General features: G+C 40.3%; 16 protein-coding genes and 1 pseudogene. 7 read left to right on the top strand and 10 right to left on the bottom strand.

The annotated features are described in order from the left end of the window. Positions 1-31 precede the first annotated feature (31 nt). From QZY09_RS23085 to QZY09_RS23055, 7 genes are read right to left on the bottom strand one after another with little or no spacing between them, the layout of a single operon-like run. Entirely contained in the window at positions 32-1,261 is a 1,230-nt protein-coding gene (locus QZY09_RS23085) for a hypothetical protein (RefSeq protein WP_295676644.1), read from the bottom strand. 33 nt (positions 1,262-1,294) lie between these two features. Next, positions 1,295-2,140, bottom strand: coding sequence for an ROK family protein (locus tag QZY09_RS23080; protein WP_295676642.1), 846 nt, complete (start codon positions 2,138-2,140; stop codon positions 1,295-1,297). Next, entirely contained in the window at positions 2,137-3,387 is a 1,251-nt protein-coding gene (locus QZY09_RS23075) for an MFS transporter (RefSeq protein WP_295676640.1), read from the bottom strand. The genes QZY09_RS23080 and QZY09_RS23075 overlap by 4 nt, the downstream gene beginning before the upstream one ends. Then, a complete protein-coding gene (locus tag QZY09_RS23070) occupies positions 3,377-4,069 on the bottom strand; it encodes a carbohydrate-binding family 9-like protein (RefSeq protein WP_295676639.1) in 693 nt (230 codons plus the stop codon). Before QZY09_RS23070 ends, QZY09_RS23075 begins: the two co-directional genes overlap by 11 nt. 48 nt (positions 4,070-4,117) lie before the next feature. Beyond that, entirely contained in the window at positions 4,118-4,897 is a 780-nt protein-coding gene (locus QZY09_RS23065) for a 6-phosphogluconolactonase (protein WP_295676636.1), read from the bottom strand. 20 nt (positions 4,898-4,917) lie between these two features. Continuing rightward, entirely contained in the window at positions 4,918-6,105 is a 1,188-nt protein-coding gene (gene nagA, locus QZY09_RS23060; RefSeq protein ID WP_295676633.1) for an N-acetylglucosamine-6-phosphate deacetylase, read from the bottom strand. Positions 6,106-6,142: 37 nt separating this feature from the next. Then, positions 6,143-7,591 (bottom strand): family 20 glycosylhydrolase, encoded by a 1,449-nt coding sequence (locus tag QZY09_RS23055; RefSeq protein WP_295676630.1) that lies wholly within the window; start codon positions 7,589-7,591, stop codon positions 6,143-6,145. A gap of 216 nt (positions 7,592-7,807) precedes the next feature. On the opposite strand from QZY09_RS23055, the gene QZY09_RS23050 reads away from it, so the two are divergent. Then, positions 7,808-9,406 carry a beta-N-acetylhexosaminidase gene (locus tag QZY09_RS23050; protein WP_295676628.1) on the top strand — a complete coding sequence of 533 codons (1,599 nt, stop codon included), beginning with the start codon at positions 7,808-7,810 and terminating at the stop codon, positions 9,404-9,406. Here the strand turns inward: QZY09_RS23050 and QZY09_RS23045 are convergent. After that, positions 9,403-10,461 carry a LacI family DNA-binding transcriptional regulator gene (locus QZY09_RS23045; RefSeq protein ID WP_295676626.1) on the bottom strand — a complete coding sequence of 353 codons (1,059 nt, stop codon included), beginning with the start codon at positions 10,459-10,461 and terminating at the stop codon, positions 9,403-9,405. The two genes, QZY09_RS23050 and QZY09_RS23045, sit on opposite strands and share 4 nt — an antisense overlap. A gap of 131 nt (positions 10,462-10,592) precedes the next feature. Here QZY09_RS23045 and QZY09_RS23040 point away from each other — a divergent pair, with 131 nt between their 5' ends. Continuing rightward, on the top strand, positions 10,593-11,711 hold the full coding sequence (locus tag QZY09_RS23040; RefSeq protein WP_295676623.1) for a DUF5009 domain-containing protein: 1,119 nt from the start codon (positions 10,593-10,595) through the stop codon (positions 11,709-11,711). Positions 11,712-12,282: 571 nt separating this feature from the next. Here the strand turns inward: QZY09_RS23040 and QZY09_RS23035 are convergent. Continuing rightward, positions 12,283-13,914 carry a RagB/SusD family nutrient uptake outer membrane protein gene (locus tag QZY09_RS23035; protein WP_295676621.1) on the bottom strand — a complete coding sequence of 544 codons (1,632 nt, stop codon included), beginning with the start codon at positions 13,912-13,914 and terminating at the stop codon, positions 12,283-12,285. A gap of 13 nt (positions 13,915-13,927) precedes the next feature. After that, positions 13,928-16,927 carry a TonB-dependent receptor gene (locus QZY09_RS23030; protein WP_295676619.1) on the bottom strand — a complete coding sequence of 1,000 codons (3,000 nt, stop codon included), beginning with the start codon at positions 16,925-16,927 and terminating at the stop codon, positions 13,928-13,930. 508 nt (positions 16,928-17,435) lie between these two features. On the opposite strand from QZY09_RS23030, the gene QZY09_RS23025 reads away from it, so the two are divergent. From QZY09_RS23025 to QZY09_RS24825, 5 genes and pseudogenes are all read left to right on the top strand, one after another. Then, positions 17,436-18,368, top strand: coding sequence for an SDR family NAD(P)-dependent oxidoreductase (locus QZY09_RS23025; protein WP_295676617.1), 933 nt, complete (start codon positions 17,436-17,438; stop codon positions 18,366-18,368). Continuing rightward, complete coding sequence (locus QZY09_RS23020; protein ID WP_295676615.1) at positions 18,365-18,643, top strand: zf-HC2 domain-containing protein; 279 nt, start codon at positions 18,365-18,367, stop codon at positions 18,641-18,643. The genes QZY09_RS23025 and QZY09_RS23020 overlap by 4 nt, the downstream gene beginning before the upstream one ends. Before the next feature lie 534 nt (positions 18,644-19,177). Beyond that, positions 19,178-19,771 (top strand): Crp/Fnr family transcriptional regulator, encoded by a 594-nt coding sequence (locus tag QZY09_RS23015; protein ID WP_295676612.1) that lies wholly within the window; start codon positions 19,178-19,180, stop codon positions 19,769-19,771. Positions 19,772-19,833: 62 nt separating this feature from the next. Beyond that, on the top strand, positions 19,834-20,805 hold the full coding sequence (locus QZY09_RS23010; protein ID WP_295676610.1) for a zinc-binding alcohol dehydrogenase family protein: 972 nt from the start codon (positions 19,834-19,836) through the stop codon (positions 20,803-20,805). 283 nt (positions 20,806-21,088) lie between these two features. Further along, positions 21,089-21,376: pseudogene (locus QZY09_RS24825) on the top strand (DoxX family protein); the annotation flags it as partial. Positions 21,377-21,609 lie beyond the last annotated feature (233 nt).

Genomic DNA, 21,609 nt, shown 5'->3' with positions numbered 1-21,609 from the left:
TGCCTGGTCAGTTTGCCCCGGAATGGGGTGGTCAATTTGACGCGGAATCACTGGTCACATTCCGCCGGAATTGGGTGGTCAATATCAGCGGTATATCCAGCTTACCTTCCGAACGGATAACGTTCATATTCATATCACGATAAAGACGAATTTCCTGTTCCTGCCTTTTGGCTGATCTCCGCTGAAATATATCAGGAGACCAGGCTGCACCACGGAGCATTATCCGTTTACCATTCACAACAAACTCCCTCGAGTGTTCATCAATCAGTTTCGAGGTAATTGTTCGAATCCCAAAATCCTCTGTGATCGTATTACTGACGAGCCCTTCTCTTATGACGGAAAGTTTAATTTTATTCAGCTCAGGTTTTCCATATTGCCACGGCCACCAAATGTGAGGATTTTTGATAGTAAGCTGGGAATAGCGAGCAGCTGAAAAGATTACATTTTTGATTTCATGTGGCTTCAGGTGGACCTGCTGTTCAAAGCTGACATCGTTGTTTATCAAACCTTTCACCATTACCTCCTGATCGCTATTTGAATAGTTAGTCACCAGCGCGTCAACGCTTAAGTGCGCAATTTTCAATGCCGGCATATCGAATACTGTGCTCACTAAAGGATATTTAATACCGACCTTATCAAAGCTTTTTATCTCCACATTATTGATAATTCCTGCATTATAATCGGGTGGGTAGTGAATCCAGTCTGCATAGTCAATAGCGAGGTCACCCACATGCTTATTTGGGTTAAAGGGCCTTAAGATTTCTAATGCCAGCACATTATCATTCCCCTTTTTTATGTTTTTGGTGATATCGACTTCAACGACCCTGTACGGATTTTTGGCCTGGGTAGAGTCCATTATTTTAACCCCGTTTAGCCATACATTCGCTTTGTAATTGATGCCATGTAGCTTCAATATGATATTTTTTCCGTTCTCAGATACCGGCAACCTGAATGCGGTTCTAAACCACCAGGCATGATCGAGTGCAGTATCATTTAATTTTTCAAAATTCATTCCGTAAAACGGATCAAATTTATAAGCCTTATTGGCTATCAATCCCGCAATAATAGTTGAAGGGACACTTATTTTATACCATCCCGATGCCGTAAACTCAATCTGTGAAACAATTTGGGCCGGCGTAGGGTCTTTCAAAACCGACTGCATTTGCCAGTTGTCTTTTAATATCATTCTGAAGTTTTCGTTTTGACCAAAGGCTTTGTTTAAACCGAAAACGAAGAAGACGAGGTATATAACTTTTCTCATAATATGAATGATAACAGTTTTTTTAAATTATTTCTATTGTGCATCAAAATACAAAGCCGCTGCACCTAAAATGGCGCTATTTGCCAATACCGAAGGTTCCACCCTAATTCGCTCAGCGGATTTTGGATAGGCAAGTGTTTTAATTTCCTGCCACATATTGTCTTTAAACAAGTCGAAGGCCAGGCTTGCCGATCCGCCCAAAACGACTAGTTGGGGATCATAAGCATACATGATCATCTTAATAGCATACCCGATATGTGTTCCTAACTCGCCATACCAGGCCAAAGCCTGCTGGTTTCCACTTTTCGCATCTATAAATACCTGTGCTCCATCGATACCATATAAGTTTTGAAAAAATGAGCCACTGCAATAAAACTCGAGTATATTATCCAGGTAATTAAATAAACCGAATTCTCCGGCACCGCAATTGTTACCTGCAAAGAGTTTTTCATTTATAATTACGCCCGCTCCCAGGCCTGTTCCGATTGTCAATCCGATCATCGACTTCACCTCGCGGTTTTTACCAAAATGATATTCCCCTACCGCAAAGCAATTGGCATCATTATTCACAAAAACCGGTAAATGGTATCTTGCTTCCAGGTGTTTTTTCAACGGCACTTCTTTCCATGACGGGATATATTGCACATCATATACTATACCTTTATCGATGTCAACAACACTAGGTACGCCAATGCCTATCGCTTGTACCGAATTATCTATCAATGCATCCAATACCTGGTAAATATCATTCAGCACTTCTTCTACAGGGCCATTGCTGTGTATTTTGGCGGAAACAACGTCTGATAAAATTTTGTTACTTACAATCGCGCCGCGTATGTTGGTTGCGCCAAGGTCTATTCCTGCAATTTTTATACTCATGATGCATTATCTTTTTTATCGAATATGGTTTGATTTTTAACAAGTGGTTTAGCCCAGAAGCCTATGCTCAGCATATAACCGAAGGTGACATACAAAAATGACATGCCCCATTTTAGCCCTATCAGGCTTCCTAAAACGCCGATCAGTATCTGGACAACCGCCCCACCCACAATGCCGGTAACTAATATCCCGGCGAATGAGCCATGATCAGTTTCGATTGAACTTAGTGCCAATGAGAATATGATGGGATACATCACCGACATAAAAAAGCCGATAATTGGAAAAGCATATAATGAAACCTGGGCACTCGCAAAAAGTGCCAGGGTAAGTAAAATAATAGCCGGCACAGTAAACAGGATCAATAGCTTACGGCTATCCATTACTTTCAGCAACAATAAACCCAGTATTCCGCCAACCAGCATCAATCCCCAAAAATTAGAGACCGCTGTCGCTCCGGCTGTTTGCGGATCAAATTTGTGATACTGAAACAAAAATTGCGACATCCAGTAGGAAACGCCCTGTTCCGTCCCGACATAGCAAAACAGTGCTACGAAATAAAGAATGACCACCGGCTTTTTCATTAAATCAAGGTGGCTTTTCCAGGGGCCTGCTTTTTCATCATCAGCAAGTTTCACTTTTGGAAATTTTGAAATAAGGATAATAGCGAACATAAATATACTAATGACAGTAAACAGCCAGTAAAGAGACACCCAGGGAAGGTTGGCAGGTATCACAGGCTGTAAAATCGATGTTATTCCATTATTTTCATGCTTGTTTAAACTGACAACCAGGTAAGAATATACCAGCGGACTAAGATAGGATGCCCCGCCAAATATAAGCTGCGCCATTACAGATGTAAACGCATAATTCTCTTCTCCCCCTGCTGTTCGGAGCAATGGGTTAATTACTACCTGCAACATGGCCATTCCGCATCCGATCATAAAAAGCGACAATAAGGCCGTAAGGTAATTAGGTTCGGTAGCCAGCAGCAATGAGCCCAAAAATGCAACGATAAAAGCCATGAGCATGATGCTTTTTTCATTGTATTTTTGTACAAGCATGCTGGTTGGGATTGACATCACCCCATAGGCAATAAAAAATGCGAACGGCAGCACACCTGCCAACGCATCACTTAATTTAAAATCACTGATAAACTCCGGCGATAAGGGGCCGATAATATTGGTTATAAAGGAGATCACGAAAAACGTGAGCATGATTAATCCGGCGATGTAATAATTACGTTTCATGAAGCTTTGCTTGAGGGTTTAATAATGTTATATTTTTATTCGACTGAAAACCAACTGGTAGAGGAGAAAAATCTATTTTTCCGAAAAATTCAATTCTATGAAAGTCGGGTTTCTCAGCTAGGCTATCACTCCAAGTCAAGAAATGAGGCTGAGGCAATTTTTCACCACACTTAGTAAAATTACCAGTGCATTTTAATCCCGCAAAAGAAGAATATTGATGAAATGAAAACATATCCATATTCAATATTACAGATAACTCCCAGCAAATTTTCCGGTCATCGTACAAATTATTAATAGATAACGATAGATTATTGGAGATACGGTTCAAAACCTCATCGGCTAAATATTTTCTATAATTGCGGCCTTTACCGTAAGCAGCTTTAACCGCCCCCAGGCAGTTAAATTCAAAATTGTAATAGCTCTCGTCTCCCGGAAAAGCTAAGAAAAACTCTACGCAATTATCGAGGTGTACAGCATCATTATTTTTTCTTTTCTTAGCCTTCAAAAATGGTTCTTTAACTTTAAATTTAAGCAATAAGGCGTCATTTAGATGAGCGATACGAAATTCGGCACTGCAAGACGTTGCACCGGATTTCCAGGGCTCATTTAAAATACGATGAAAAGTCAATTGCCGGTCGTCATCTGGCGCTTGTAATAAAAAGGGAATTTGTATACTGATCATTCAGATCTGGCTAAATGGTTTATGGTTTAAATTATTACGGATTTGCGTTTAGGATAAATCAACTTTAGCAGACAGGCTATAACTGTCCTTATCTAAAAACAGTACCGCAGCTTGATGATTTCGCAGTATGGTAGACGGATAAAGCTCAGATACGGGTTCTGATAAGGTATATTTAACTGCTGCTGCTTTAAGCTTCCCGGGAACCATGCAAAATATATAAAAAGCCTGTAATAATGCGGGAATTGTAAGCGTAAGCGCGAATTCGGGAACATCACCCAGCTGTCTGAAACATTTATCATTAACCTGCTGCTGCCGGCAGGCCTTGTCAAGCTGAACCATCCTGATTTTTTCGGAATCAATGAATCTGGCCAGTGGCGGGTCATTGAAGGCAATATGAGTATTTTCTCCAATTCCCATACATACAATATCTGGCGGAAATTTATAAAGCAGTTCTGAGTAACGAGTATATTCATCTGCAACATTTGATAGCCGACTGTCTATCAGGTTAACCGATTTAAGCGGTACCCGGTCAAAAAGCCTGCTTTTTAAAAAAGAGCCGAATGCCTGGGGGGCAGCCGGAGCCAAACCTAAATATTCATCCATATGGAACGCATTAATATGTTCCCATGGAATGTTTGGATCTATCGCCAGGTACTCTAAAAATTCATTTTGCGATGGCGCCGCCGCGAAAATAATATTAACCTCACCTTTGAGTTTAAATAGCTCACTGATCTTTTTGGCAACCCTTTTTGAGGCACATTCTCCCAGTGCTCTTCTATTCTCAAAAACAATTACTTCGAGCTTGTCTTTCATAAACGTATGATCCATATCTAATTTTAAATTATAACCTAAGCTTGATAAACTACTTTGCCTTTAATAATAGTGCACTGAACATTAATTTGTTCATCAAACAGAACCAGGTCAGCGTCTTTCCCAGGTTCTAATGTTCCTTTATCAGCTAATACCCCCATAATCGCTGCCGGTGTTTCGCTGATCATTTTAACAGCGTCAATGAGCGGTACATCCGCCATAAAAACCATATTTCTAATCAGTTGATCAGCAGTCGCGACACTTCCGGCGAAAGCTGTTCTGTCCGGCAATTTAGCAACGCCACCCTCAACGATCACTTTTAACCCGTTTTTCAAACCTCCCAGGATGCTTTCTCCGGCCGGCATTCCTGCCGCTCGCATGGCATCGGTAACAAGTGCAATACGATTGGCACCCTTTAATTTATAGACTAACTTTAAAAGTGCAGCTGGTAAGTGTACACCGTCTGCGATAATTTCTACAGTCATATCGTCCAACAAAAAAGCGCTTTCAACGACACCTGCATAGCGGTATGCGTTCCGTCTGGAAACCGTAGAAGTGCAGGAATAAAGATGCGTTACATGAGTGAACCCACTATTGAAAGCAGCTATCACTTCCTCATAAATCGCTTCTGTATGGGCTATTGCAGGTAAAACACCTTTAGATGCCATGTAACGGCCAAATTCTAAAGCGCCTTCCAGCTCCGGGGCTGCACTCCAGCGCCTGATCTGTGGGTTGTTCTCCAGGATATCTATATATTCTTCCGGGTCGGGATTTCTGATGAATCGCGGATCCTGAGCGCCTCTTTGGTTCATTGCGAAATAAGGGCCTTCAATATGAAGTCCGATAAATGCTGCGCCACCGCTGTTAAGTGCATGAGCTTCTTTGTAAATCCCAAGAGTTACTAACAAATCTTCTTTTTCGCAGCTTAAAGTTGTCGGTGTTAAAGCAGTTGTTCCAAATTGTGCGTGAAGTTTGGCAATAGTTAAAAAGGCTTCAATAGTATTGTCCATAAAATCATGACCGCCACCGCCATGTACATGGATATCAATAAACCCCGGGGATAAATATTTTCCGTTCGCATCAATAAGCGTCGCGGCATTATAATCAACATTTCCTTTGGCAATAAGTTTGATCTTTTCATTTTCAACGATGAGCGTACCGTTATCAATAACCCCTTCCGGTGTTATGATTTTCGCATTGATGATCTTTAAGCTCGAGCTATCCATTATATTTATTTTTACGCCAAAAATGCGTCTTTAATTTTTATTTATTATTAGCCTGAAAAGGTATTACCTTATGATATAAGGTGTTCAGCTTGGCATTTCTCAATTCGTTTTCTTCAGTTATTTCACCGGCTTTTAAGTAAGACCCGTTTAGTTCGGCAAACTCCTTATTTAATTCCAAAGATTTTTTTCTCAGTCGTTTTAAAACAGGTATAAATTTAATTGCGGTTCGTAAGCTGTAATTATTGCTGTTTATTGCCGCTTCAACTAATAAAACCCTGAGGTAGAAGTAGCGGATCTCAGCCATCATCAAATAATGTCTAAACTCAGTCTTATTTAACTTCGGCTGCAGTTGTTTTAAAACTACCATGGCCGCGGAGGCACTGTCAGTAAGGCTTGCAAGTGACATGTCCTTATCCGATTGTACCTTCCCATTTATAACTGCGTCCGGTGCTAAAAGCAGGGCTTTCTGAAATTGTGCACTTGCGGTTTTATTAAACCCATAATGCTTTAAACAATAACCCTCAATAAAGCTTTGCATATCAAGCGGCTTACCTGTTTTTATTGCAGTAGTATAGGCCTCAGTTAACAAATTAAATCCTGACAAAGGGTATACACGCCGGATTGGGTATAAAGCAAGCGGGTCATAATTTGAATCAAAAACGGTTGAATAGGCCCCAGAAGTAGACCAGGACGTCATCACTACCCCCTGATATTTGAGCGTTCGCATTTGCGGAATAAATGTGCTGATATTATCAAAATGAGTTTTCCATCTTTCCAAGTAAAAATTATCTGGTTCGCTGCGGATGGCAGGCGCTCCCCATATTTCATATCCGCTTTTTAATAACTGGCTGTGATCTCCGAAATAATTCAAGTCCCATCCGTAATTCCAGTCTACGAAAATCGTTTGTTTAGGAAGCAAATGAATCTTTTCGGGGTACTTGATGGCAATATCCGCCCACACGACAGGCCTTTTACCAAGACTCACTGCAATATCACAGATCATTTTTATATAATCGAAGTAAAGTCCGGACAACCCGACTTTGGCAACTTTTCGCTGGCATTTCTCGCAATGCCCCAGCAAAAAAGTCTCGTCACCACCAACATGTATGTAAGGCGACTGATGCGTTTCAGCCATATCTTTCATCAGCTTGGTAAATAACCCCCGGCACTTATCCAATTCGGTCGGGCATACCTGTGAAAAATCTTTTTCGTCTTCACGAAGCGCTGCGTATTTATAATGTTTCAGGATATACTCTACATGGCCAAAGGTTTGCTGTAAGGGTATCACATCCATACTTAAGGAATGGCAATAATTGATAAAATCCTTTATTTCACTGCGCTTATAGGCATACTGATTGGAAATAATAGTTTCGTCCTTGTAGGGATAAGATCCTTCCCACTCCATAATCAGTGTATTGATTCCTTGCTGATGCAACTGGTAAGCCAGTTTTTTAAGGGCGCTCATTTTCATAACCTGTATCCTCATGTCCACATGAAATGCCCGAATCTGGAATGGCGATGGAACGCCCGCCTGCGATTTAAAGGATATTAATAAATTTACGCATAGCAACAGTAGAAGTAAGTATCGCCTGCATAAGAAAACCTTAACGGAAGAGTGCATTATTCTATTCATAATAAATCATTTCGTGTACGTACACGTTTACAAATTTATTACTTTATTTGTATTTTAAAAATTTAAATTATGGAATCCCACAAAAACCTTATAAAAGGCAGCCTGATCGCATTTTTTCTGATTTTAAGTGCTATTGCCGCTGCGCAGCAGCCGGAGATCATTCCATTGCCAACTAATTTTGTAAAATTACCAGAGAAGTTTCAGGTATCTGAGGCAACCAGGTTGTTGCCGGAAGGAGAACAGGCGCAACAGATCGCAATTACGTTTAATAATGAATTGTTTTTGTTTTCCGGCTTAGCACTGAACCTGGACGCAAAGATGGAAAGCAACGAAATCAGGTTTATAATTAAACCTGATCTTTTGGTTTCCGAAGGATATACTTTGATGATGAGCAATAAAACAATTATCATTACCGGGAACTCTGCGCACGGCCTTTTTAACGGAGCGCAATCGCTTTTACAATTGATTGCCAAATCAAAAGGATTATCACTAAACTGCTGGAACATACATGACCATCCTTTGTATAGTTGGCGAGGTCTGATGATAGACGAATCAAGGCATTTTTTTGGCAAGGTTTACATAAAATCGCTAATCGACTGGATGGCGTTTTACAAAATAAATCGCTTTCACTGGCACCTGACTGATGAACCTGGATGGCGTATTGAAATAAAACATTATCACAAATTAGCTCAGATTGGCGGCATTGGGAACTTTTCAGATAGTACCACCAAAACAGCTTACTATATGCAGGAGGAAATAAATGAAATTGTCAGCTATGCGCGTGATCGTTTCATACAAGTAATTCCTGAAATTGATATGCCTGGGCATGCCTCTGCGGCCAATAGAGCTTATCCTGAATACTCCGGCGGCGGTACTCAGGAGCATCCGGAATTTACATTTAACCCGGCAAAAGATCAAACTTATACTTATTTAAGCACAATACTTCATGAAGTCAATATGATGTTTCCCGGCAAGCTGATTCATATAGGGGGCGACGAAGTTAGTTATGGAAGAGAGGAGTGGAAAAACTTAACCGGTATAAAAACACTAATGGATCATAATCGCCTTCCGACATTGAATGAGGTTGAAAATTATTTCACGCGCAGAATATCAGATTCTTTAAAAAGCTGGGGAACCAATGTCGGGGTATGGGATGAAGCAGTTGCAGCACATTTGCCTATAGATCAGGCGACCATATTCTGGTGGCGGCAGGATCATCCCGAACAGCTTAAAACAGCATTAGATGCCGGTTACCAGGTCGTGCTATGCCCTCGGCTACCAATGTATTTTGATTTTGTTCAGCTTAAGACCGATCATTACGGCCGTAAATGGGATGATGGTGAATATAACTCTTTAGACAAAGTATATGATTTTCCGCAAAGCTTGTCATTTGATCAAAGCAAAGGAAAGATCATAGGCATCCAGGCTAATCTTTGGACGGAAACCGTTGGATCAACACAAAGGGCGGATTATTTACTCTTTCCACGCCTGGCTGCGCTTGCTGAGGATGCCTGGACTTCAGGAAAACAGAAAAATTACAAGGCTTTTACCAACCGACTGAAATTAGATGTTTTACTTTATCAAAGAGCAAACATTTATTATTGCGCACCTATAGGTCAAATCTATCACCCCGAACCTGTAACACCCGACGAATTAACAATGCCTTAATTTTTATACGATTTGTAGTTCTCCCTCGTGATGATGTCAATAGGCATATAGTTAACGGGCTCGACTTTTTCAATTTTGAATATTGATTTGTACAAGGCCATAATTCCCATATAACCTTGTTCACGAGGTCGTTGACTTATAATAAAACGGATATAGCCTTTTTCCATCTGTGTTATATTTTCTTCTATAAAGTCATATCCCACAAGCAATATATCCGATTTGATTTTGGAAATTACTTTAGCCACAATATGCACCCTAGAGTTGGTGACAAAAAGTACCCTGGCTTTGGGGGTAGATATAATAGCCTTATGAATCTGCTTTTCAATGGATTCGATATCTGAATGATTAATATTTAAAGACAACACTGTATTCAACAAGTTATTCTCTTCGAAATATTTCCTAAAACCTTGTTCTTTCCTAAATAAATGGTGATCGAGTTCCAGCTGTGTTGATAGATTGATTACGAGAATATCATCATCATCCTTCATCATAAAACTTATCAGTTGCGCCGCTAAACGCCCGCTTTGATAAAGATCCGGCCCGATATAACTCAGGCTTTCTTCTTTTGGCAGATCTGAATTGATGCAGACAAAAGGGACATTAGTTTCAATAAGTTTTTTTACAAAGACAGTAGACTCCTCAACAAAAGATGGAGCGAGCAGAACCCCGTTGGTCTCCGTCTTAAGAACAGCATCAGCGATCTTGAAAAAGTCCGATTTCGAGTTCAGATCATAAAAGAAATAATTTATGACAACTCCGAATTGCTTAATTTCAGACAAAGCCTGATCAATACCCGCAAGTGGATATGTCCAGTAGTTGGTTTCAGTGGAACTTTTGGGAATGACTACGCTAATGGTTATTAAATCACGTTTGGCCAGTAAGCTTGCCATTTTATTAGGACGGTAATCAAGTTGCGCTACAATGGCCTCTATTTTTTTTCTTGTTTCTTCCGAAACACCTTTGCGATTGTGTAACACACGGTCTACAGTACCGATAGAAACATTAGCCAGTTTCGCTATTTCTTTTACGCCGGATAAGGCTGATTTGCTTCTCATAGTTTGCAGTAAATATACACATCATTTGAATATACATGGAATTGTTAGATCAATTCCTCAATTAATTTAAAGTTATCGTGTACGTACACGATAATCAATTTTTTTATATCTTGCAGGATAAAAAGTAAACAATGACAGATATTTTAGAAAAAAAACGCCTGCATTCACTCGATGCATTCAGAGGATTTACCATTGCGGCAATGATTGTTGTTAATTCACCCGGCGATTGGGATCACGTTTTCGCGCCACTAAAACATTCAGCTTGGAATGGCTGTACCCCTACCGACGTTGTATTTCCTTGTTTCATCTTTATGATGGGCATATCTATCGTATTTGCCTTTTCAACTAAACGTCTTGACAAAACCCAGCACGCAGGCATCATATCAAAAGCCTTCCGAAGGATGCTGACCTTAATTGGTATCGGCTTAGGATTACAGCTTTTTTATCATTTCAGTTTTTCAGAGATCAGGTATCCGGGAGTGTTACAACGCATTGGAATTGTATATTTTTTAACTACGCTTCTCTATATTAAATTAGCAGACAAGATGCTTCCATATATTCTTTCGGGGATTTTGGCGGGATATTATCTATTGGCCTGCATCATCCCAGGTAGCGGTTTGGCTGCAATGACGCCTGAGCAGAATATCGGTGCATGGTTTGACCATTTGGTTATACCGGCAAGCCATTTAGCTAAATTTGCTTACACGGATCCCTGCGGATTACTAGGGACGCTACCTACTGTTGGAAGCGCTATACTTGGGCTTCTGGCCGGCCTGGTTTTAAAGAACAAATCCCTGCAACCGGAAAATAAAGCTGCCTATCTGCTAATAGCAGGTAATCTGTTAATCTTGTCAGGCTTAATTGTCAATCTTTTTTTCCCCTTCAACAAGCCTTTATGGTCAAGTTCTTACGTATTATACACGGGCGGTATCTGTATGGTCGCCTTCGCGATTTTCTATTGGTTTATTGACATTAAAGAATTCAATGGAAAATGCTGGTTACTTACTGTTCTTGGTATGAATGCGATCAGCTCTTATGTCCTCTCGGAAGCCCTACCTGCATTATTAAACCTGATAGTGATTAAACGAGGCGGACAAAGCGCGGAAGGCTTAAAGATTTTTGATTTATTGTTCTTTTTAAAAATATTCAGTGAGGAATGGGCATCCCTGTTTTCAGCGTTTATATTTCTTTTAATGATTTGGGCAATCATGTATATATTCTACAGAAAGAAATGGATTATCAAAATCTAATGGTATGGTAATCCTTATATCATCATTATCCAACATGCTTTCTCCGTAGAAAGCATGTTTTTTATTTTATGATCATTTGATGCAATGATCAACAGCCTACTTATCCCGTAAGCAGTTCAATAGAAAAGTATTTGATACTTATCTGAGCTTGCAATGCAAAAGAGTTCATGTGTGTCTAACTTGATTTAGTTGAAAGTAAAAGATAAGTAACTTGATGATTCTCTACCTGAATTAATCAAGCCCATCTCTTCAGTATTGTACTGCCAATTAAATTACGTAGGCGTGAAGCAGGATATATAGAGCAACATCAATTTTTATTGCGGATACCTGCCATTCAATTTTATTGCTGTTAAAGTATGGGGATATCGCCCTGTGATTAACCGGGCAAACAGACTAACAACGGAGAGGTAGTTGTTAGTGAATTCCCGAATTATAACGTCCTAAGCAATCATTAATCAATCTTCGCATAAAAAACGCCATCCCGTTGTTAACGTAGATGGCGGCCAATCAACTCAACCACTAAATTATAATTTTCAAAATAAAAAATTATCTACCCCTTTACTCTATACATTTAATATCCGGGATTTTGGGTTAGCTTGGCATCTTTATTAAGGTCTATCTCCGATTGCGGAATAGGCAGTAATAAGTTGGTGCTAGAAATATTCGTTATTTTAAGTCCGCGACCCTGTACCCGCTGCACTAATGTCTTTGTACGCATCAGTGTCATTCGTCTGTTTTCCTCTGCGATTAATTCTCTCGCCCGCTCATCTAATATAAAGTCCATAGAAACTTTATCCGGCGTAACAGGCGAAGCATTAGCCCTTGCCCTTATTACATTTAATGTTGTAGCCGCACCCTGTGAGTTTCCCTGATTGAACTGAGCTTCCGCTTTAAGCAAATAGGTCTCCCCTAACCGCATGACGATTACATCCTTAAAATCCTGACTTCCAAAAGTGTCGTTTGGATCAAATTGATCCCATTTATTAGTCTTAGGAACAATGTTCCTGTTTGTATCTACGCTCGGGCCTGCAACCAATTGCCCGTATTGCGCGCTGGTTGGATCATTATAATAAAAATGACGGCGGATGCTGTATTGGGAATTTCTCATATCCCCGGGTTCATATAAGTTGAGGACATAGTAGGTAAGTGCCATCCGGCTGATACCTCTACCACCCAGGCTGTCACAAATCAACATACCCGGCTCATTATAGTAACGGCATCCCCATACCCTGCGGTGCTGTGAACCTAAAAAACGGTATCCGGGAAACATGTTGTTGATATCAGGGCCGCTTCCGTTGGTTACAGCCGCAGGATTTTCCATTTCTTCAACCCAAATTGCCTCGTGGTTTCCCTGGCTTCTGCGCTCATTGCCATAAACAAACATATCTGAATAAGCGTCTCCTGATTGTCCGGCGCGAACGCCATATCTTGTGGTAGTCAATGTAAATAGTCCACTATTGATAATTTTATTACATTCGGCTTCCGCACCGGCATTATCGCCGGTTCGTAAATCTACTTCCGCCAATAACTGGGCAGCCATTGCCCAATGCGGTGTCTCCGTTACTTTTAACTGATCGATGCCTGGCAAGTTTGCCTCGGCAAAAGTCAAATCTGAAATAATTAAGCTGTTCACCTGTGCTAGTGATGCTCTTACAAAATCAGTTTTAGGAGCTGTCAGTGGTGCCGTAATAATTGGAACACCGCCGTATAACGTAGCCAGATAATTATAGCCAAGCCCTCTGTAAAACATCGCCTGGGCCTTAATCCTGTTTCTAAAACCTGAACTAAAAGTCAACCCTGGTTTACCGATATTCGCGATAACAAGGTTGGCGTTATTGATGATATCATAAGCCCAGCGGTATACAAACGACGACACGACATCGTTTGATGTCAGCTTTTCATAATTAGTGTATGGCACGGCCATGGGATCAAGATCATCCGGCGATTTATTGTAAGCAATATCAGTGCCCATTTGCCAGGCACACAAAAATCCTTGATCACCGTTTGCGTCTTCTTCCTGTGTGTTCCAAAGGTTATACTGGCTTTGAATTCCGACAATACTTGCTTCAAATGACAGTGAATCATTCAACGCCTGCGGCGTAAATTCAGAATAGGCCGTTTCATTCAAAAAGCTTTTTTTGCACGATGTTATCAGCATGACAGCCGTTAAGCAAATAACTATACCATATAAATATTTTTTCATGTTATTTTTAATTTTAGCGTAGTGTAATATTAGCACCTAGTATAAATGATCTTACTAAAGGATAGTTATTTTCCGTATCGCCCGTGATTTGATAAGCAGCCTCCGGATCATAACCTGTCCACTTGGTGAACGTATAGAGGTTTCTTCCGGTAAAATATATTGACAAGGCATTGATTTTCAACCGGTCAGTTATTGATTTCGGCATACTATAACTTAACGTGGCATCTTTGATCCTTGTAAAACTGGCATTTTGTGCATAACCATAATTCAGATAATTGGTGTACGTTAAGCTCGGCCGCGTATTATTGTTATTTTGAGGGGTCCAGTAACCTACGCCGCTGGGAAGATTTTCTCTGCCTGCAACATCAACAAAATTGATCAGGTTATTATCTTTAGTGACCCCTTGAACCGTTTGAATCAAAACACTTAAACGGAAGCTTTTATATTGCCATGCGCTGGTTAAGCCACCTGTCCATTTGGGAACAGTCTGACCCTGTATAGTTTTATCACCTGCATCGATCACCCCATTGTGATTTAGGTCAGCAAATTTAATATCTCCGGGCACTGCGGTAGGATCCTGCTTGGATGGATCCTGTCCGGTTTGCCAGATACCGGTCTTTTTGTAATCATAAATAACAGAAACGGGCTGACCTATAAATAACTGATTTCCTATATCGCTTTGTTTATTGCCGTACAGGTCAATGATTTTGTTTTTATTGGCCGCGAAATTGAACGAAGTTTCCCATCTGAAGCCATTGTCAGAAACGACATTCTTTGTTGTCAGTGATAACTCCACTCCCTGGTTGGAAACTTTACCGACATTAGATACGACATTCAGATAGCCTGTCGCTGCGGGAAGTGTACGATAAAGCACCAGGTTTTTGGTACGGGTATCATAAGCGTCAACAGAGCCGCTTACCCGGTTGTTAAATAAAGAGAAATCAATTCCAAAATTTGCTCCATAAGTGCTTTCCCATTTAAGATCACTGTTACCCAATATATTCGCAATGACACCAGTGGTAGCAGCGCCGTTTGACGGTATTGTTGTCGTAATAAAATTTGTAATCGTAGAACCTGGTGTAACTGCCGACTGATTACCAGAAATTCCATAAGATGCACGCAATTTAAGACTATTCACTACCGAAACATTTTTCATAAATCCTTCGTTCGAAATATTCCAGGCGAGTGCCAATGAAGGAAACATTCCGTACTTGCTGGTGTTATTGCCGAATGCCGAGTAACCGTCCCTTCTGGCGGTGGCGGTTATCAGATACTCGCTGTCAAATGAATAATTGACACGGAGCATTTGAGAAGCCATCGTAGTAATTACTTTGGAAGATGCAGCTGAAAAAGTTGTAGCCCCCTGCAGGTCATCAAAAGATAACGCGTCATTAATAAATCCATTCGCAATTGTACTATTATCGAACTCTGTATTTTTTTGCGCACTGTATAGTCCGGTTATGTCTAGGTGATTTTTTTTCCAGTTCGTTTCATAGGTCAGGAGATTTTCAATTACCCATGATTGATACGACGCATTTTGTACCTCTGCTGTCCCGCCGGCAATGTCATCAGCATTTCTTCCTGTATAATCTTGAAATAATGTTGGCTGATAATTATAGCTGGCGCTGATACGATATTTTAACCCTGCCACTGGTTTAATTTCCGCGTAAACGTTGCTGATTACATTTTTGCGGCCGTAATTCCGATCTGTTAATGTTCCGAGTAAGGGATTGGTGAAGGCTTCCTCCTGTTGCATTGGAAAGATCGTATAAGTACCATCCGGATCTCTCAGACGTCCATAAGGACTGATTTCATTAGCCATTTGTAAACTTGCACGTCCACCATCCTGGTTGCTGGATACAAAGTTAAGATTAGCTCCGGCAGTAAGATAACTAGTTATGGTAGCATCAATATTAGCTCGTAAGCTTCCACGTTTGTTCTGATATCCCTTAATTACGCCCTTTTCGTCAAAATAATCACCTGATAAATAATATTTCACATCGGGGCTCCCACCACTGACGCTCAATGTATTATCATTTATAAAACCTGGCTGCGAGATCTGGTCGACCCAGTTTACGGTTTTGCCTGCGGCGTAGTTCTGCTGTTCATACAGATTTGGAACTGGGAAATTATTCGTTACTCCTGCTTCTTCTTTAAAATCTGCATATTTCTGAACATATTCTGCAGGACCCATTGGATTGACCTGATGAGTGAACCCTTCCGTCCCCGCGTAGGTATTGAATGATATGGATGCTTTGCCTGTTTTACCTTTTTTAGTGGTGATGAGTATTACGCCATTCGCACCGCGCGTGCCATAAATTGCTGTAGCCGACACATCCTTTAAGATATCAACTGCTGCGATATCATTTGTATTGATATCATTAAGTGATAGGTTGTCATAAGGGACGCCATCAAGCACAACAAGCGGGTTAGTCTGACCGTTAATGGTATTGACCCCCCTTACCAAAATGGCCGGTGATGCACCTGGAACGTTAGTACCTGAAGTAATATTTACACCAGCCACTGTTCCCTCGATAGCCGAAAGCACATTACCAACCGGTATGTCAGACAAACGATCTTTGGGTACGGAAGATACGGAACCTGTAATATCAGATCGCTTGGCAGTGCCGTAACCGACAACGACAACTTCGGATAAAGCCTTATTGATCGCAGTAAGTCCGATAACAAGCGGACGATCAAATCGCGCCTGAACTATTATATTTCGATAATTGATCATGCTTATTTGAAGTATTGCACCGTCACTAACATTAATTTTAAAGTTGCCGTCAGCATCAGATATAGTACCTACAGATGTATTTTTCAGGGAAATAGTTACACCATCTAATGGCTGATTAGTGGCGCTGTCAATAACCTTACCCTTGAAAAGCTTTGCCTGGGCGTTGGCTTGCCCTATGGATAATGCAAACATGGAGATAATAAGTAAGCCCCGTGCATATAATACTACTTTTGTAGTATCAACAGGTTTTACTAAATGATGTAGCTGTTTTTTCATATAATTTTTAGATTAATTAAAATACCCAATTGAATATTAACGTTAACGTACACGATAAAACAAAAATATATATTTATACCGAACTACAAAATTTTTTTGATGTTAAATTGTTTATTTTAACATTTTATACTGAAATTAAACTTGTATATGCCAATAATGCTGAGATTTCTATGTTAACGAACACGTTATTAAAATTATATTGCTCTATTCAATTTTCTGTCATTTGAATCGTCGCTTTAACTTGTAAGTATCGGAAAGTTTACCAACAAGTTTAACGAAGAACTACGGTCATTTTTCTTGATCATTGCCACGGGGTAATCGCCATCGGCTTAACGGATCGTTTCATAGACTTCGTAATAGAAATATTATTGGAGATTCCGGAGCACACTTCGGGACTAACTTTTTGCAGTCATAACTGGAAAGACTTACTGCAAATACGAAGGATCGGTTTGTTTTATTGGCAACTGAAGTCCCAACTAATTTATAATTAAAGAAAAAAGAATGAAAAATGAACGAAAGTATCTTAATAACCGGAGCAAATGCCGGGCTTGGGAAAGAGGCTGCCCGCCAGTTAGCATTGAAAAAAGAAACAAAAAAGGTGATTCTTTTTTGTAGAAATCTAGTGAAAGCCGAGGCTGCAAAAAAGGAACTTGAGGCCCAAACGGGGAAAAAGATTTTTGAAATTGTAATTGGCGATGTTTCGGATGCTAATTCGGTAAGAAATGCAGTAGCAAAAATAAAGGAACCTATCGATGCCATAATTTTAAATGCAGGTGGAATGGTTGGGAAAATTGCTGCGCATCTTACTTCTTCGGGCATGAATCAGTTAGTAGCTACAAATATTTTAGGAAATGTCGTGTTAATGGAGGAACTGATAAAGCGTGATAAGTTAAGAAAAACAGTTCTGTTCATAAGCGCGGAAGCTGTACCTGGTGTAAAGAGTCTCGGAATGAAACCGGTTGCGATGGGGACCTCCTCTGCAGACGAATTTGCCGGTGTTCTTGATGGTTCCTATTTCGGGAATAAGTTCGATGTAACGCAAGCCTACGGCTACGTGAAATATGCAGGAACGATGTGGACGTTAGCAATGGCCAGAAAATATCTTGACCTCAAGTTTGTCGTGATGAGTCCCGGGAATACGAAGGGAACTAATGCACCGGATAGTTTGCCCGCGCCTATGCGCTTTATGTTAAAGTATATTATGATGCCTATTGTATTTCCGTTATTAGGAGATATGGTGCATAATTTAGAAGTAGGTGTAAAACGCTTTGTCGATTGCGTTTCGGAAGATCGATATAAAAGCGGCGTTTTTTATGCATGTAGAGAAGGTAAGTTATCGGGGGACGTGGTTGATCAGAGCACTTTTTATACTGATTTAAAAAATACTTCATATCAGGATAACGCTGATGAGGCAATTCACCGTTTCATACACCAGGCTTGAAAAACATATTAAAAAATATAGCCTACAACTGTAAGGAAGCGACATTGCTTATCGAGAAAAAACAGGGAGTCAGTCTAACTATCCGTGAGAAATTAGAGTTGAAGGTACACCTGGCAGGTTGCTCCGCCTGCCGGATGTTTGAGCAGCAAAGTATATTGATCAATAAATTGGTTTATGATCTGTTCCATCAATCAAAACTCAATGATTTTAAACTGGATGATGAATTTAAGAAGCAAATGCAGGATCGTATTGAAGAAAAGCTAGATAAAAACTAAGCCGGTTTAATATGACTTAATTATGTATAATTTCCGTACTGACCGGTGTTCTCTAAAATACACAAGGTTTTTATCAATTTGACATAAAATCATATTTAAGTACACCAGCGGAGGCTATATTGCCACGTATGGTGGGCGATATTATATTCAATACCACTGTTGGAAATACTATTGGTGCTTTTTATTTTCGATCTAAAAAGAAATGGTAAAGATATGATAATGATTTTGTTGCAAATTGCTGCTTTGTACTGTTGGACAGGCACATAGCCACAATGCCCCAGTCCAAAATAAGTCGACACCGCTATGTAGGCATGCAATCAATGTTGATCTACTTTAAACCGGAATAAATTATTTTGATCCAGATCGTATTTTGTGAATAGCATGCTAATTAGATTGCCGATTCATAAATAACGATAATAGAAATTATCGTTTATCGCTAACTCCATATTTTTGTAGGTGCTAACTATCCTTATTGATTTAAAGTAGTATTTTCATAAATTTATGTTTTATTCGCTAACCAATACATCATTGTAAATGATCTTCCAATTCAAAGAAAGGTTTCCGAAGTTAAATCTATACTGGGATAAATACCTTGAATTTCAGAAACGACTCGAGATTCCGGCTAAAACGGTACTTCTTGAAGAAGGAAAGATCTCGGAGAACTATATTTACATAGAGAAAGGTTGTGTTCGGTTATACTTTAATAATAAAGGGCAGGATAAAAACGTGCAATTCTTTTTCGAACATGAAGGACTGACATCAATCGACAGTTTCATTAATAATGTTCCCAGTGCGTTCACTATTGAAAGTATCGAACCTTCCACTGTATATCTTTTGCCCAAAAAGTATGTTTTGCAGCTGATGGACGAACTCAGCCATGAGCATGACTTTAGTAAAACACTCATCCAAATGTCTGCCCAGCGGCAAACACATTACATAAACGAATTCTTATCCTTTATCCGTGACACCCCTGAAGAGCGCTACCAGAGCCGGCTGAAGGAACGTCCGCATATTATTTTACGGGTGCCGCAAAACTATATCGCAAGCTATCTGGGAATTACCAGTGTGCACCTCAGCAGGATAAAAACCAAGATCGCATCCGGCCGCGCACATTTTTTAATTACATAACATATGTTATCGTCGGTGTTGTACAGGCCCTCTACCTTTGTTTCAATAAATAAAACAACGAAATGAAAGCAGCAGTAATGTATCAAAAAGGGGACCTTCCTCAATATGTGGATTTTCCCGAACCAACTCCTCAAAACGAAAATGAGATATTAGTAACTGTTAAAGCGGTAGCGATCAAGCACCTTGATAAAAGCAAGGCAAGCGGCAGGCACTATTCAAGTACTGCACCGAGGGAAGGTGGCAAGGTTGTCGGCGGCGACGGCGTTTGCCTGTTACCGGATGGCACTAGAGTGTTCGGCATGGGAGTTAGCGGTATGCTGGCAGAAAAGGCCACCATCGAAAAAGACAGGATCGTAAATATTCCCGATGAATTAGACGACGCTACAGCAGCAGCGCTGCCTAACGCGGTCATCGGTGCAGCAATGGGCCTTAAATTCAAAGCCGATATACAGCCAGGCGATGTAGTTCTGATCAATGGCGCAACCGGATTTACGGGCCGTGTTGCCGTACAGATCGCTAAACATTACGGGGCTAAAAGGATCATCGTAACAGGAAGGAACCAAAGTTCGCTTGACGATTTGTTATCACTTGGTGCAGATGAGATTGTATCCATTATGCAGGAAGATGAAAGCTTCATAGCGAAGATCAAATCAATCCACCAGGAAACACCTATCGACGTGATTATAGACTATTTATGGGGCAACACTGCCGAGATGATCCTTTCCTGTTTAAAAGGTGATGGATCATTCGGTAACCGTACCAGATTCGTATCGGTTGGCAGTGTAACCGGGGACCTGTTACAACTTTCTGCCGCTACGCTGCGCAGTGTCAATATCCAGCTGACCGGTTCAGGTTTAGGTGCATGGTCAAAAGACCAGGTGCGCAGTTTATTTAAAGATATACTTCCCGAAATGTTCCAGCTGGCAGCAGCGGGAAAACTAAAAGTGGAAACCCTAAAAGTTAAACTAAAAGACAGCGCCGACCTTTGGGACCTTGAAGTTCCGGACGGCCAGCGATTAGTGGTGACCATTTAATGCGGAACTGATAATCCATGCTGAATAAGCATGGATTAATCACCGATTTAGCACAAAATTTTCCTTTATAACCTATCTGCCAGCAGGTCATGCCGTGGGCCTGCCATTCTTTTTTGAGGTTTTGCTTTAAAACGAGGAGATGTCAATTGAAGTTTACTTTAACCGATTACAAAATAAAACACATCATGAGAAATATAAAAATCACTTACTGGATATCTACATGTATCATCTCGGCCTTGGTATTCTTTTCAGGTTATAACTATTTAACAAGAGAAGAAGTAACGCAAGCTTGTCAGCACTTGGGTTTCCCGATTATTTCCGAATTGAGCTCTCCTTCGCTAAATTTTCAGCTGCGCTTGCGCTGTTAATACCTGTAGGGTCAATTTTGAAGGAATGGGCATATTGCGGATGCATCATTATTTTCATCTCTGCGCCCATCGCTCACTTGTCGTCGCATGGCCCGGCAGCGCATAGCTTCGGTTCGATTGGCTATTTGCTTATTTTGATTGTTTCTTACGTTTCTTATCGAAAATATTTTCAGGTCAGCTATGTCCGCGAATTATTATTTTAAGAAGATATTAATCATGTTAAAATCTGCCTTCGTTGTACCATGATTATTTTTGATGAATTAGTTCTTAAATCTTGTCAATTACGAGAAGTTGAAAACTACAGCTACTGTAACGGCTGCATTTACCGTTTACTTAATACCTTTTGGAATAATTCAATTGCCCAAAAGCCAGTGAAATTATAATCCTTGGTTGCATGCTCGTTTCAATTTTTCATTTCAGTAAGCCCTTGATCTAC

It is taken from the genome of uncultured Mucilaginibacter sp. (assembly GCF_903913935.1).
GTDB lineage: Bacteria > Bacteroidota > Bacteroidia > Sphingobacteriales > Sphingobacteriaceae > Mucilaginibacter.
This window is presented reverse-complemented; position numbering and strand designations above follow the sequence as displayed.